We start from the raw sequence: 14,900 nt of genomic DNA, 5'->3' as shown, positions 1-14,900 counted from the left end.
CTGATTGATTCACTGTTAAATATACGAAAAATAAGTCTTAAAAACAAGAGTAAATAACTGTAAGTCAAAATGTTAAATCATTAACTTAATGACATTGGGATTTAGCCCGCTCCTATTGAATTTAAATAAAATACAATTATTTCAGAGCAAATTCCGGCTTTTCCAGACGGTTGCCTTTCTGATCATATACGGCAAAATTAAATCCGTCCTGAATGCAGTAAGAACCATATTCTCCTTTTTTATTTAAGGCAATAAATCCAACCTGGATATCTTTCAGGTTTTTATTTCTTCTTTGAGCAATTTTTACAATTCTTTCTACAGCTTCTTTACAAGCCTGCTGAGGATTTCTTCCTTGTCGCATCAGTTCAACCACCAGATGTGTCCCGACTGTACGAATTACTTCTTCGCCGTGGCCGGTAGCCGTAGCTGCACCCACTTCATTGTCTACAAATAAACCGGCTCCAATGATGGGAGAATCTCCTACCCTGCCATGCATTTTAAAAGCCATCCCGCTGGTGGTGCAGGCTCCTGAAAGATTGCCCTGCGCATCCAAAGCGATCATTCCAATGGTATCATGGTTTTCGATATTGGCAACCGGCTTGTACTCGCTGGTTTTCAACCATTCTTTCCATTCTTTTTCGGAATCGGGGGTGAGAAGGTTTTCTTTTTTAAAACCCTGGGATATTGCAAACTGTAATGCTCCGTCTCCAACCAACATAACATGGGGCGTTTTTTCCATCACTGCTCTTGCTACAGAGATAGGGTTTTTGATATTTTCCAGGCAGGCAACAGAACCGATATTATAGTTTTCGTCCATAATACAGGCATCAAGGGTAACCCTACCGTCTCTGTCCGGACGTCCGCCATAGCCTACGCTTCTTTCAGTGGGGTCCAATTCCACCAGACGAACTCCTTTTTCCACGGCATCCAGCGCTTTTCCGCCTTTTCCTAAAATGGTCCAGGCTTCTTCGTTGGCTTTCAGACCGAAATTCCACGTGGAAAGAACAATAGGTTTGCCTGCTGTTTTAGAATTCTCCGGCAATTCTCCGGCAATGAGATCCAGTGGATTTACGGCAAGTGCCAGGGAAGCAGCAGCCGTTTTTTTAATGAAGTTTCGTCTACTTTGCATGTTTGGATATATTTTGACCTCCAAATTAGCAATTTTCCCGCTAGCAGAAAAGGAAAAAGACCACAGAATGTAGACTATGGTCCTTTATTTTTTGATGATTGATGCTATAATGATGTATTAAAACAGCATCGGATATTATTTACATGGAGTATATTAGGCTTTGAGACTAATTTGCCCCGATTTCATCAACAAACAGCCACGCTTTTGAGTCTGCTCCGGGATTTCCGGGAGGAATAATACCTGCATTTTCTATTTTTAGTTTAATATATCTTGAATTCTGGTTTCCTACATTCAGCTTTATTTTTCCTTTCGAATTCTGGATCTCGTCTTTTCCTATCTCTTTGATCATTTTAAAATTCTTTCCGTCATCGGAAACAAAGATCTGTGCAGATTTTGCAAGATGGATCCAGCTTCCTTTATTTTCCAGGGTGTTAAAATAAACTTCTGAAAAGATAGTTTTCTGTCCCAGATCAATGGTTGCAACGACATCTTTCCCCTGGAAGCCCAGCCATGTTTTTCCCAGCTGTCTTGTATTCCCGATAATGCCATCTACCAGGGTAAAGGCTCCTCCAAAAGAATAATTTTCACTTGGCTGTTGTTCTAGGGTGATCTTTTTTCCTGTTGTTTTTGAAATAGTAAATTCCTGTGTAGACACAGCACTTTTAAGTTTTCCGTCCTCAAAATAAGCGGATTTAACAGTTTGAGATTTCGAAACAGCAATAGGCCCCTGATAAACAGGTGAATTGATGAAGGGTTCTGTTCCATCAGTGGTATACCGGATTCCTTTGGGATTTTGTGACACTGCAAGTTCGTAAGCAATACCGTTTTTGGCAGGAAGCACTTTTCCGGAGATATTATAGATACTTTTGGCATAATTCACCTTCATCTTATCCAGAACTTTGAACTGACTGATTACTCTTCTTTCAAATTCTTTATAGTTCTTAGGATCTGCCGTTCCCCATCCTACTTCGGAAAGCGCCATCAGCCTTGGAAATATCATGTACTGCACCTGCTTAAAATCCGTAATGTATTCTGTCCATAGATTGGCCTGTACTCCTAAGATATATTTCGCCTGCTCTGCGTTCAGCTCTGAAGGAATAGGATCATAGGAATAGACTTTATCCAAAGGGGTAAAACCTCCGAAAGCATTCGGCTCCGATTGAGGATCACCCTGATAATGATCAAAATAACAATAGGCTCCCGGAGTCATTACGGCAAAGTGAGAAGATTTTGCAGCTTCGATTCCTCCGTTTACACCTGTCCAGCTCATAACGGCAGCATTTGGAGCCAGACCGCCTTCAAGGATTTCATCCCAACCGATGATCTTTCTTCCTTTACTGTTAACATATTTTTCAATTCTCTGAATGAAATAGCTTTGCAATCCATGCTCATCCTTCAGATTATTCTTTTTAATCAGTTCCTGGCAATGGGCACATTCTTTCCATCTCGTTTTCGGACATTCATCACCACCGATGTGAATGTACTGAGACGGAAATAATGCAATGACTTCTTCGAGAACATTTTCCAGGAATGTGAAGGTTTCTTCTTTCGGACAGAAAACATCATCAAAAACACCCCATTTTGTAGCGGATTCAAAGGGCCCTTTTGTACACGCAAGCTCCGGATATGCTGATAAAGCAGCCAAGGCATGGCCCGGCATTTCAATTTCCGGCACTACGGTAATATGCCTCTGCTCGGCATATTTAACGACCTCTTTAATCTGCTCCTGTGTATAGAAATAAGGGCCGTAAGGTTTCCCATCAAATGTATTGTCTACATAAGCCCCAGTCATTGATTCTTTACGCTTTGAACCGATCTCAGTCAGTTTCGGATATTTTTTAATTTCAATTCTCCAACCCTGATCGTCTGTAAGGTGCCAGTGGAAGGTATTCAGCTTGTACATGGCTAAATAATCGATATACTGTTTTACTTCATTAACATTGAAGAAATGGCGGCAAACATCCAGATGCATACCACGCCATGCAAATTTAGGCTGGTCTTCAATTCTTAAAGCAGGGATTTCCCTATCTTCCTTATGTTCTTCAAAAAGTTGAGCCAGGGTTTGAAGAGCCAGAAAATACCCTTGTCTCGTATTGGACGTTATGAAAATCTTTTGGGGAGAAATGTCAATAGTATACTTTTCTTTATCTTCTTCGGGATGAATTGGAATTTTTGGCTGCGGAAGAGGCATGTACATCAAATGAATTCCTTCTGTCTTACTGCTGTTCTGAAATTTCACACCGGAACCAAGCCTTTTTTTAAAATACTCTGTTTCTTCTTTGGGAAGTTTGTCATTCAGGATCAGCGTTTCAGGAATGATGAAGCTTCCTTCCTGCATGGTTACACTTTGAGGATAAGGGATTAAATCTGGCTTCTTCTGGGCATGAAAAACTGTGGAAAAAATAGCAGAAAACATAAAAAGAAAACGTCGCATTTAGGTATGATTAAGGTTTTAGCTAATATAATTATTTTCCAAAACTCTTTAGCCATTTAACTTATTAAATAATAAAACATCTAAATTTGCAAAAAAGATACAATGAGAAAAAATATTTTATTCGCTGCTGCTCTATTATTTTCAATTTCTTCACAGGCACAGCTCTTAGATATCATCAAATCTACCGTTAAAACCAAAACCGGTGTCGATCTTGATAATCCATCAAAACCTAAAAGCTCTACAACCACTACTACAACTAATACCACTCCAATTACTCCAACTACAGCTTCTCCTGTTAATCTGGGAAACCTAACCTCAACACAGATATCTTCAGGGTTAAAGGAAGCGTTAAGCCTTGGAGTAACTGATGGTGTAAAGAAACTGGCTTTAACGGACGGATTCTTTAAGAATGAAGCGGTAAAAATTTTAATGCCTGAAAAGTTAAGAAAGATTGATACTACGTTACGCTCCCTGGGGATGGGAAGTCTTGCAGATGAAGGGGTGAAATTATTAAACAGAGCCGCTGAAGATGCCGTAACAGAAGCCGCTCCAATCTTTACAAAAGCCATTACATCAATGACAATCACGGATGCTAAAAATATTTTATTAAGCAGTGATAATGCGGCAACCAATTATTTACAGACCAAAACGCAAAGTCAGCTTTTCACAGCTTTCCAGCCAAAGGTAAAGGCTTCACTGGGTAAAGTAGGTGCAGATACGGTATGGAAAAATTTGATTTCAAAGTACAATACTTTTACAGGACAATCTGTAACAACAGATCTTAATGAATATGTGACAACTGAAACAATTAATGGTGTATTTAAAATGGTAGCTGATAAAGAAAGCGGAATCCGAAACACTCCGGCGATGAGAACAACATCTATTTTACAGAAGGTTTTTGGGGCGCAGGATGGGAAATAACTGAGCTTTTTTAAAAGATTTCAAAACATGTAAACTGTTTCATTTTGAGACAGTTTTTCTTTTGTCATAAATAAAAAGATTTGCGCTATCTGCCAAATCTGCGAGAGAAAAAATCTTCTGATTAATATTTATTCTTTCTTTTGTCTTGAAACAAAAGAAGCAAAAATTCAAGACCTGGAAACTTCCGCTAAAAATGAATCCTGATCTCTAAAAATTCTAAAACTTGCGCGGCTGCAATCTATGTTGAGAATCAAAAGTGCTCCCGCACTTCGGACAGTAGAATTTTCTTAACGTTCACAGAAATCATTTTCTTAACGCTCCATTTTCCTATGTCGATATTGCCACTGTTATAAAAACTATCCTCAAAACAGCTGTCAATCCCTTAAAATTTGGGGTTAAAAATCTGCGTCATCTGCAAAATCTGCGAGAGACTTAAATACATTCTTTTGTCTTGAAACAAAAGAATCAAAAGTTCAAGACCTGGAAACTTCCGCTAAAAATAAATCCTGTTCTCTAAAAATTCTAAAACTTGCGCGAATTCATTATTTGTTCTTCGGTTCAAAATTTGTCTCGCGCTTCAAACAGTAGAATTTTCTTAACGTTCACAGGATTTATTTTTTTAACGCTACATTTTCCTATGTCAGTTTAATAGTGTTTCATAAGCCCTTTTTGAGAACATTTATAATTTTTTAAATTTACAAGGGAAGAAAAATCGGCGGGTAAATGAATAAAAAAACCTTGTCGGTGACAAGGCTTTGTTTTTTATTTAGAATTGCATTTCAGGAATTTCACCTTCAATGATCAGATCTGCTTCTGTAGATTTTACAATATGCTCCACTGAAACACCGGGAGCTCTTTCCACCAGTTTGAATCCGGCTGGAGTCACGTCCAGTACAGCCAGTTCGGTCACTACTCTTTTCACGCAGTTAACCCCTGTGAGCGGAAGACTACATTTTTTCAGGATTTTGCTTTCTCCTGCCTTATTCACGTGCATCATGGCAACAATAATATTTTCTGCAGAAGCAACAAGGTCCATTGCACCTCCCATTCCTTTTACCATTTTTCCGGGGATCTTCCAGTTGGCAATATCTCCGTTTTCTGAAACTTCCATCGCACCAAGGATAGTAAGGTCTACTTTCTGGGCGCGAATCATTCCAAAACTAAAGGCTGAATCAAAAAATGAACCTCCGGGAAGAATGGTGATGGTCTGTTTTCCGGCATTGATGATATCGGCATCCTCTTCACCTTCGAACGGGAAAGGTCCCATTCCGAGAACTCCGTTTTCACTCTGAAATTCTACGGAAATACCTTCCGGAACATAGTTAGCCACCAGTGTAGGGATTCCGATTCCCAGGTTTACATAATATCGGTCTTTCAGTTCTTTTGAAATCCTTTTAGCAATTTGTTCTTTTGTAAGCATAATAAAAACTTAGACTGCAATTTAATTCTTTTCACTTGAATACAAAAGGTCTTTGTTATTCAAAATTATTAATATCATAAGTCAAAATAATATCTCTAATTTTGCAACATTATTTATTAAAATGAAAATACTTTTAAGATACCTTAAGCCTTACCAATGGTTAATTATCCTTTCTTTGCTATTGGCAACCATTAATCAGGTTTTTTCTTTATTTGCACCGGCCATTACAGGGAATATCCTGGATCAGCTGGTAACTCATCCTAATTTCTTCGATAAGGAAAAACTTTTACCCAGAAATCTGAATCAATATTTATATGGGGACGGAATTTATCATGGTGTGTTCTATTTTTTAGTGCTGCTCATCGGAACAGCGATGGTAAGCCGTATTGCCAAAGCATTTCAGGATTATGCAGTAAGTGTGATCACTCAAAAGTTTGGCGCAAAAATCTTCACCGACGGTTTAAAGCACTCAATGGCATTGCCTTATCAGGAATTTGAGGATCAGAGAAGTGGTGAAACCCTGTCTATTTTAACGAAAGTACGGGAAGATACTGTAAAATTTATCACCAGTTTTATTAACATCTTCTTTGGAATTTTAGTGAGTATTATTTTCGTTTCCGTGTATGCGATCCGTTTGCACTGGTCGATCATGCCTGTTTACATTTGCGGAATTTTCCTGATTGCCTTCATCACTAATTTACTGAGTAAAAGAATTAAAAGCATCCAGAAAAATATCGTTTCGGAAACCACTGCTTTAGCGGGAAGTACTACAGAAAGCTTAAGAAATATAGAAATTGTTAAAAGTTTGGGTTTAACGAATCAGGAAGTGATCCGTTTAAATAACAATACATACAAGATTCTTGGGCTTGAGCTCAGAAAGGTGAAAAGTATCCGTTCTTTAAGTTTCATCCAGGGAACGATGGTTAATTTTCTTCAGCAGATGATCACTATGACCCTGTTACTTTTAATATTTAAGAATATTGTGACTCCGGGGCAGTACCTTTCGCTGATGTTTTATGGTTTCTTTATTTTCGGGCCGATGCAGGAAATCGGGAATATTATTATTTCTTACCGTGAGGCTGAGGCCTCTCTTTTCAATTTTGATAATTTAATGAAAAAAGAGGTGGAAGAAAAGCCACTCCATCCGAAACAGATCGGGGCTATTGAAGAACTGGAATTTAAGCATGTTTCTTTTAAACATCAGTCTGCTCAGTATAAAGCTTTGAATAATATCTCTTTTGATGTTAAAAATGGAGAGACCATTGCTTTTGTGGGGCCAAGCGGTTCGGGGAAAAGTACATTGGTAAAATTGCTGGTTGGGTTGTACAGGCCTCAGGAAGGAAATATTTTTTACAATAACATCAATGGAAAAGAATTTGATTTTGATGAGCTGAGAAATCAGATTGGTTTTGTTACCCAGGATACACAGCTTTTTGCAGGAACCATTAAGGAAAATCTTCTTTTTGTAAATCCTAACGCTACAGAATCTGAACTGGAGATTGCTTTGCAGAAATCGAGCTGTACAGCATTATTGGAAAGGGCAGAAAAAGGTATAGAAACCGTTATCGGTGAGGGCGGACTGAAGCTAAGCGGCGGAGAGAAACAAAGAATTGCGATTGCAAGAGCGCTTTTAAGAAAACCCCATTTATTGATCTTTGATGAAGCCACTTCTGCTTTGGACAGTATTACAGAAGAAGAAATTACCTCTACCATAAAAGACATTTCAAAAGAAAAGGAACAAATTACGGTTCTTATCGCCCACCGTTTAAGCACGATTATGCACGCAGACCGAATCTATGTACTGGAACGCGGACAGGTGATTGAAATGGGCTCCCACGATAATCTGATTGCTGAAAAGGGATTGTATTATGCTATGTGGCGACAGCAGATCGGGGAAAGAAAAATGCTCATTTCACCGGAAGCATAATATAACTAAAGCGCTGAAAATATTTCCAGCGCTTTGTTTTATATATTTTTATAAAAACTTATAAAGCTTACAAGAATAATAGAAGTTCATATAAGATAAAATCTTAGATTTTCTAAAAAACTTAAATTTACTTTGTCAAGCTTCTTAATTAATCTTAAGTGTTAAAAGCTTTTGTGCCTTTTGTGGTAAAAAAATAGAATTGTTTATTCTTTTGTTCTAACTGTTCTCTGCTCTATTCTCTTTTCGAATTTTTCACCCTGGAAGATTCTCTGGATCATAATCCCCGGAATATGGATCTCATTGGGATCCAATGTTCCCGGTTCTACCAGTTCTTCTACTTCTGCGATGGTAATTTTTGCTGCACCTGCCATGGGATGGTTGAAATTCCTTGCAGAACCTTTAAAGATCAGGTTTCCGACATGGTCTCCTTTCCAAGCTTTTACGATGGAATAGTCTGCTTTGTATGCGTGTTCCAGAATGTGAGGCTTTCCGTCGAAATCTTTTACTTCTTTACCTTCTGCGATCTCCGTTCCGTAGCCTGCAGGGGTATAAAAAGCAGGAATTCCAGCCTGAGCCGCTCTGCATTTTTCTGCCAAAGTTCCCTGAGGGGTAAGCTCAACTTCCAATTCTCCTGAAAGCATCTGTCTTTCGAACTCTGCATTTTCTCCTACATAGGAAGAAATCATTTTTGTGATCTGTCTTTTGTGAAGCAGCAGACCTAATCCGAAATCATCCACACCGGCATTGTTTGAAATACAGGTTAAGTCTTTTACATCACTCTCTACCAAAGCATTTATGGAGTTTTCAGGGATTCCGCAAAGACCAAATCCGCCCAACATCAGGGTCATTCCATCTTCAATTCCGTTGATGGCTTCTTTCGCATTTTTTACTCTTTTATCTATCATGAAATACTAGATTTTCTGTCCGTTAAATTTAATAAATTTTATCATATATCCTAAAGACGAAATTCATGCTGTTTTCAAAGGAATAATCAAAAGCAAAGAAGGAACTCTCCGTGAAATCACGGAGAGTTAATGATTTAATATTTATAAATGGTTGATTCTTCTTTTGCTTCCAGTAAAATACGAGAAATGTTTGTTTTATTCACTTTTGGCTTTTATTATTGTTACGTTACTGTTATTTACTGTATAACCAGTTTTAGAGTAAATAATTTTCTTGTGTGCACTTTCACGAAGTATACCCCTTTCGGAAGATTTTCGTTCACCAGAGAGAAACGTTGATTATTAATGTTTTTGGATTCATACAACAATTGTCCGGATGCTGATACCAACTCAATTTTCTCAATCGGGTAATCACTCTTGATGAATGTAGGCTCACCCGGTTTCGTTGGGTTCGGATATATCACTACATTTTTCTCCGTACTTTTCACTTCATCGGTTCCCAGTGTTCCGGAGGTTACCTGGAACTGTTTTCTGTTGGAAACCTCTGTATAAGAATCATTCGTAAACATCACCATATAGTAATTCCCGGGTGTCGTAGGAAGCGCTGTTCCCTGAATAGTCTTTGTTCCCTGGGTAACTCCATCGAAATAAGTATAAGAAACAAAATTATCATCCGGAGTCTGAACACTCTGAGGATAAATTCCCAGCCAGTCTTTGATAATTCCGGGAGAATCCGTCCATGAAGCGGTAATATTTTCACCTAATGTATAAACAGGTTTGTTGATCCATAGATCCGTTACAATATCCCCAACTTTAAAGAATACCTTTTCCCCAATTCCTGTATATCCGTCTTCAAGAAGATACTGAGCGTAATAATACCCTTTTGGAAGACCTGCGAAATTCAATGTTCCTGAAGGTGTTGTTACATAACTCCATTTGATAGAAGTATTGGTTCCCGGTGTCTGTCCCATTTTATAAATTCCGATCCAGTCTTTCACCAAATTCGGTCCGTTACTGTAATTGATGACCACCGTTCCGCCTACAGGATAAGTATCTGCTGTAGCCTGTAGCAATACTTCCGGTCCTACGTAGAAGCTTTTTCTGCCTGTAATTTCAGTATACCCTCCATTGGCAAAGAAACCCGCAAAATACTGACCTTTATTGGCAAGACCATTCGTGAACACAGCCGTTCCTGCAGTCTGTCCGTTGGTATAGATAAAGCCCTGAGAAGTTGTAGTAGCAGGAGTCTGTCCTTTTTTATAGATCCCAACCCAATCCTGCTGATTTCCGGGTCCTCCTGTATAAGTCGCTGTAATAGGCTCAGCTTGCGTATATTCAGTTTTGTCTAATGTAAAGGTAGGATTGGAAACCACACTTCCGGTTACCTCAAACTGTTTTACGTCACTCCAGTCACTCCATTCCAAATTTCTGTCTCGGTAACGAACCTTTACATAATAAGTCCCGTTTGAGATTGAATTCGCGGCAATGGTTGCTTTTGTAATATCAACTCCGGCATTTAAGTTTTTCGTTTTATCCGGTGTTCCGTTTCCGTCTTTTCCGAACCAGTTTTCATAATCACGGTAAAATTCTTTTTCAATGACTGAAAAATTGGCCGCCTTACTGATCTGGAACTGCGTTGTATTCAGAAGTTCTCCGTTGGATGACGCAAAAGCACTTCCGTTAAGAGTCAAAGGCAACGTAACTGATGACGAAAAAGTATTGGTGATAGATGGTTTCGAAGGCTTGGGCTGATTTTTATACCGATGGAAGGTATCTACCAATTCGTTTTGCTTCTTGTTGTAGACACCACCAATTGAGTAGCATTCTATATCTACTTTTCCGGTCTGTACATCTACTTCCACGATCTGATACGTCCAGTCAGTCAGAGTTTTCTGTACATCATCAAAATCCTGCTCATTAGACATTCCCCAATACTGATCCCAGGCGGTACCTCCGGAAATAATCTGGTAATTCGGGGTTTCTTTCAATTGCCCTCTATGGTACAGATGGTGGTGAGCTCCAACGTGCATTAAATATTTATTGGACGTCGTCAACAATGGTACTGCATTGTTTCTTACCCATGTAGAGATATCTCCTACATATTGCTCTGCCTGATAAGGTCTGTGGCTTAACGAGATAATCCAGTCTACCGTAGGATCGCCATTAGCTTCATTCAGAATCTGGGAAAGCCAGGTTTGCTGTGCGGTACCTGTATGCTCTGAACTTAAACTTACAAACAAAACGTTTCCAGCCTGTTGTGCATAATAATTTTCGTTTCCTGACGAAATATTTTTGTATTTAATTTCATCGATATAGAAATGGGCATAATAAGAATTCATCCCAAGAGTTCCGTAAGTCTCATGGTTTCCTACCGTGGTCTGAATAGGAAGATATGGCGATAATTTAATGTTCTTTTTAAAATGGACATTTTCATAATGGTCCAGTGTTCCTACATCCACCTGGTCTCCCACCATAAAAGTAAGTGCTATATTATCCGAAGGATCAGAATTGGCTCCGAATTTCTGTTTTAATTTTTTGAAGGCATTCAGGGTAAGCGTATCATACCTTGGTTCCGCTTTGATCTGGTTATCTCCCATAATCAGGAAACGTATTTTCCCGTCTGCAGTAGCGGGCTGACCCGGCAGAGGAAGCGTTCTGAAATTATAAACTGAAGACTCTGTGGTTCCGGTCTTTATCTTATAGTAATATTTGGTGTTGGGCTGCAAGCCTGCGATTTTTGCAGTGTGATAATAATAGTTATTATTATACCCTGTATCAGAAAAAATATTGGTGGTTCCAGTAACCGTTACATTCAGGCTGGTTGGAGATGTTCCGTAGATTACAGTTGTTTCGTTATTGGCAGCCGTTTTCCAGTTGACAATCATCGAATTCGGTGTCGGGTTCTGGAGATAAGGAAACAGCGTCTGTCCGAATGCCATCTGGACGGCAAAACAGAAAAAGAAGAAATAATGTTTCATAGATAGTTTACTTTGGTATAGATTTATTTCAATTTGTAAATCAGGCCATTAAAAAAATAATGATCTGATTCTTTTAATTTCGGGCAAAAGTAGACTTCTCATATAAACTGTGCCTGATGGGAACTTAAAGGAACTGTTAACTTTACGGCAAATTGAGGCTGAAAAAATTATAGTTTTTAGTACATTAATTATTTGGTAGAATCAAAAAGTATTTTGTATCTTTGCGACCTGTTATTCAACCTCTGACGAAGAACGTGTAAGTTGCTTAGCTTTAACATTTTATTTTATTAATAATGGATTTATTAAAGTACGTACAAGACCAGTACATTACTAAAAAAGATTTCCCTGAATTCAAAGCAGGAGACACAATTACTGTGTATTACGAAATTAAAGAAGGACAAAAGACCAGAACTCAGTTCTTCAAAGGTACCGTTATCCAATTGAGAGGTACTGGCGCTACAAAAACATTCACAATCAGAAAGATGAGTGGAGATATAGGTGTAGAGAGAGTATTCCCTATCAACATGCCTGCACTTCAGAAAATTGAAGTTGACAGAAGAGGTAGAGTTAGAAGATCTAGAATTTATTACTTCAGAGACCTTAGAGGTAAAAAAGCTAGAATCAAAGATGCTGCTTACAAGAAAAAGTAATTCAGACAACAATACATACAAAAAGAGACTATCTATTCAGGTAGTCTCTTTTTATTTTGTCATAACTGCGGGGCTTTGAAAGCCTTTTTACAATTTTAATTATAAAAGAATTATTGTTCAATTAGTTTTTTTGTCTTGAAACAAAATGAACCAAAAGTTCAAGACTGGAATCTTTCGTTAAAAATTAAAACTTACTCCTAAAATTCCCAAACTCGCGCGGGTTTTAGCATTGTCGTTCCGGCTCAATATTTCATCCGCACTCAGACAGTGGGAATTTTTTAACGGATTAAGTTGTAATTTTTTTAACACTACAGCTTCCTATGCCAATTATAAGTTACCTAATAATCAATAAAGCACAACTTAATATTAATCTCCTCTGCCTTACCTCAACCTCACTTAATAAACTCATACAAAGCACTAAAAAACTTAGGATAAACTTCTATATGTGGAAGATGACCTACATTTTCAAGTTCAATTAATTTTGATCCGGGAATTTCCTGCTGTGTCTTTTTCCCCAATTCTTGGTACTGCCCCATTTTAGGCTGAAACTCTTTAGGTGCTCTGTCCTTTCCTATTGCCGTTCTGTCTCTTGTTCCGATAATAAGCAGCGTAGGCGTTTTGACATTTTTAAATTCATAGCAAACAGGCTGGTTGTAGATCATGTCTGAAGTCAAAGCAGCGTTCCAGGCTACCAGTGGATAATCTTTGTGCAGGGTCCAGCCAGCAATAAGATCCAGCCACGGCTGATATTCATCTTTCCATTGATTATCGTAATAAAATTTTAACTGGTAAGCTTTGTACGTTTCGACAGTATTTTTAAGCTCAGACTGATAGGCCTGATCTATAGTCTGGTAAGCTGCAAAGGTTTTATAATCCTCCAAACCTATAGGATTTTCCAGGATCAGCTTCTGAACTTTTTCAGGATAAAGCAATGCGAATCTTACTGCAACCATTCCGCCCATGGAATGCCCCAGTACTATAGTTTTATCAATTTCCAGTTTATCCAGTATGAATTTTGTATTTTCGGCCAGCTGTGAAAAAGAAAACTGATAACCCTGAGGTTTAGAAGATTTTCCAAATCCGATCTGATCAGGAATAATCACTCTGAAACCTTTTTCCGAAAGATCTTTTGCCGTCTTTTGCCAATATGCTCCGTTAAAATTTTTTCCGTGAAGAAGCATGATTGTTTTTCCATTCGGATTTTGGGGTTGTACATCCATATAGCCCATTTTGAGTTCATTACCTTGAGACTTGAAATCAAGATAGTGAACCTCATATGGATATTGATAATCAGATAACATTGCATCAAGTGGCTTTATCTGCGAAAATAGAAAGGTGGGTATTGCAGACAGCATGATTACAGCCGCTGCTTTTCTGAAATAAGTCATGAGCGCTTTGTTTTAGCTATTAAAATTAAAAAAACCGATCCAAAAGGAACAGGTTTTTAACAAAATTTAATTGATCTATTTTTTAGGCAACTTCAACTGCTTTTAACTCTTTTTTTGCAGGAAGATTCATCAGTATAATGGCAAAAAGGATAAGAATAATTCCCATCCACTGTATCAGTAAGACTTTTTCACCCAATAAAACGAAAGCCATAGTTACTGAAACCGGAAGTTCCAATGATGAAACAATGCTTCCCAACCCAAGCCCGGCATTTGGGAAACCAATATTGAATAAGATCGGCGGAACAATGGTTCCAAACAAAGCCAAAACAAATCCGTATGTCCAGAATATTGAATAATTGAACGAATGAATATGTTCTGTATTTTCTGTAAAATTGAGATATAATGATTTCAGCCCGTCAGAATACATAGGCCCGATCTGAGCAAAAAACAGGAATGCAATGACTACCACCGCCCCTCCGCAAAGCATAATAATACTTTTCCTGAATACAGGAAGATGTGTAGCCAGCGTATTGGATGTAAACATGGTCATTGTATAGGAAGCTGCCGCCATTAAGCCCCAGAAGATCCCATGCCAGTCGAGCTCAATATTCATATTAATCAGATTTGTAGCCAGTATAGTACCTGCCAGGACAATAATCACAGAAATTACTTTTCTGGCATTGGGCAATTTCTTTGCTATGATACTTTCCACAACAACACTGAACCAAACTGACTGCATAAGCAGCACAATTGCTATGGAAACATTAATATACTGAACTGCAATATAATAGAATAAACTTGTGCATCCTAAAGATGTTCCTGCAATCATCAGCATCTTCACTTCTTTGGAACTTGGTGATGAAAGCTTCTGTTTTGATGTGATGGTTTGTATAAAGTTCAGGATCAAAAGTCCAATCAACCCCAACAAGAACTGGGAAGTGGTGACTTCTGAAGTGGTATAACCATCATGATAAGCCATTTTAACAAATGTAGCCAGCATTCCGTATATACTGGCCCCGATCCCTACGAATAAAACTCCCTTGAGTATATTTTTCTTCTTCATAATTTTTTTAACAGCCAGCAAAGTTACAACAATAATTGAAATACCGGAGGCATCAATATGATAGATAAATAAAATCGCTGCAAGCTCT

Annotated in this window: 10 protein-coding genes; 3 read left to right on the top strand and 7 right to left on the bottom strand. The window is 38.3% G+C overall.

Annotated elements, in window-relative coordinates:
* Window positions 1–136 precede the first annotated feature (136 nt).
* Entirely contained in the window at window positions 137–1,129 is a 993-nt protein-coding gene (locus tag DRF60_RS15600; RefSeq protein WP_116012930.1) for an isoaspartyl peptidase/L-asparaginase family protein, read from the bottom strand.
* 166 nt (window positions 1,130–1,295) lie between these two features.
* Window positions 1,296–3,563: a glycoside hydrolase family 20 protein gene (locus tag DRF60_RS15595; RefSeq protein WP_116012929.1), complete on the bottom strand. Its 2,268-nt coding sequence runs from the start codon at window positions 3,561–3,563 to the stop codon at window positions 1,296–1,298.
* Between the two features lie 102 nt (window positions 3,564–3,665).
* On the opposite strand from DRF60_RS15595, the gene DRF60_RS15590 reads away from it, so the two are divergent.
* Complete coding sequence (locus DRF60_RS15590) at window positions 3,666–4,484, top strand: DUF4197 domain-containing protein (protein ID WP_116012928.1); 819 nt, start codon at window positions 3,666–3,668, stop codon at window positions 4,482–4,484.
* 766 nt (window positions 4,485–5,250) lie between these two features.
* Here the strand turns inward: DRF60_RS15590 and DRF60_RS15585 are convergent.
* Window positions 5,251–5,904 (bottom strand): CoA transferase subunit B, encoded by a 654-nt coding sequence (locus DRF60_RS15585; protein WP_116012927.1) that lies wholly within the window; start codon window positions 5,902–5,904, stop codon window positions 5,251–5,253.
* 121 nt (window positions 5,905–6,025) lie between these two features.
* On the opposite strand from DRF60_RS15585, the gene DRF60_RS15580 reads away from it, so the two are divergent.
* Entirely contained in the window at window positions 6,026–7,831 is a 1,806-nt protein-coding gene (locus DRF60_RS15580; protein WP_116012926.1) for an ABC transporter ATP-binding protein, read from the top strand.
* Window positions 7,832–8,034: 203 nt separating this feature from the next.
* Here the strand turns inward: DRF60_RS15580 and DRF60_RS15575 are convergent, their stop codons facing one another.
* Both DRF60_RS15575 and DRF60_RS15570 read right to left on the bottom strand, forming a co-directional pair.
* Window positions 8,035–8,736 carry a CoA transferase subunit A gene (locus DRF60_RS15575; protein WP_116012925.1) on the bottom strand — a complete coding sequence of 234 codons (702 nt, stop codon included), beginning with the start codon at window positions 8,734–8,736 and terminating at the stop codon, window positions 8,035–8,037.
* A gap of 236 nt (window positions 8,737–8,972) precedes the next feature.
* Window positions 8,973–11,711: a fibronectin type III domain-containing protein gene (locus DRF60_RS15570; RefSeq protein WP_116012924.1), complete on the bottom strand. Its 2,739-nt coding sequence runs from the start codon at window positions 11,709–11,711 to the stop codon at window positions 8,973–8,975.
* A gap of 293 nt (window positions 11,712–12,004) precedes the next feature.
* Here DRF60_RS15570 and rplS point away from each other — a divergent pair, with 293 nt between their 5' ends.
* On the top strand, window positions 12,005–12,361 hold the full coding sequence (gene rplS, locus DRF60_RS15565; RefSeq protein WP_116012923.1) for a 50S ribosomal protein L19: 357 nt from the start codon (window positions 12,005–12,007) through the stop codon (window positions 12,359–12,361).
* Window positions 12,362–12,753: 392 nt separating this feature from the next.
* On the opposite strand, the gene DRF60_RS15560 is transcribed toward rplS, so the two are convergent.
* Entirely contained in the window at window positions 12,754–13,749 is a 996-nt protein-coding gene (locus DRF60_RS15560) for an alpha/beta fold hydrolase (RefSeq protein ID WP_116012922.1), read from the bottom strand.
* A gap of 82 nt (window positions 13,750–13,831) precedes the next feature.
* Window positions 13,832–14,812, bottom strand: a complete 981-nt coding sequence (locus DRF60_RS15555; RefSeq protein WP_116012921.1) for an EamA family transporter — start codon at window positions 14,810–14,812, stop codon at window positions 13,832–13,834.
* Window positions 14,813–14,900: the final 88 nt, after the last annotated feature.

It is taken from the genome of Chryseobacterium elymi (genome assembly GCF_003385495.1).
In the GTDB taxonomy this organism is placed as follows: Bacteria; Bacteroidota; Bacteroidia; order Flavobacteriales; family Weeksellaceae; genus Chryseobacterium; species Chryseobacterium elymi.
The sequence above is the reverse complement of the archived record's forward strand: the minus strand, read 5'-3'. Positions and strand labels throughout refer to the sequence as shown.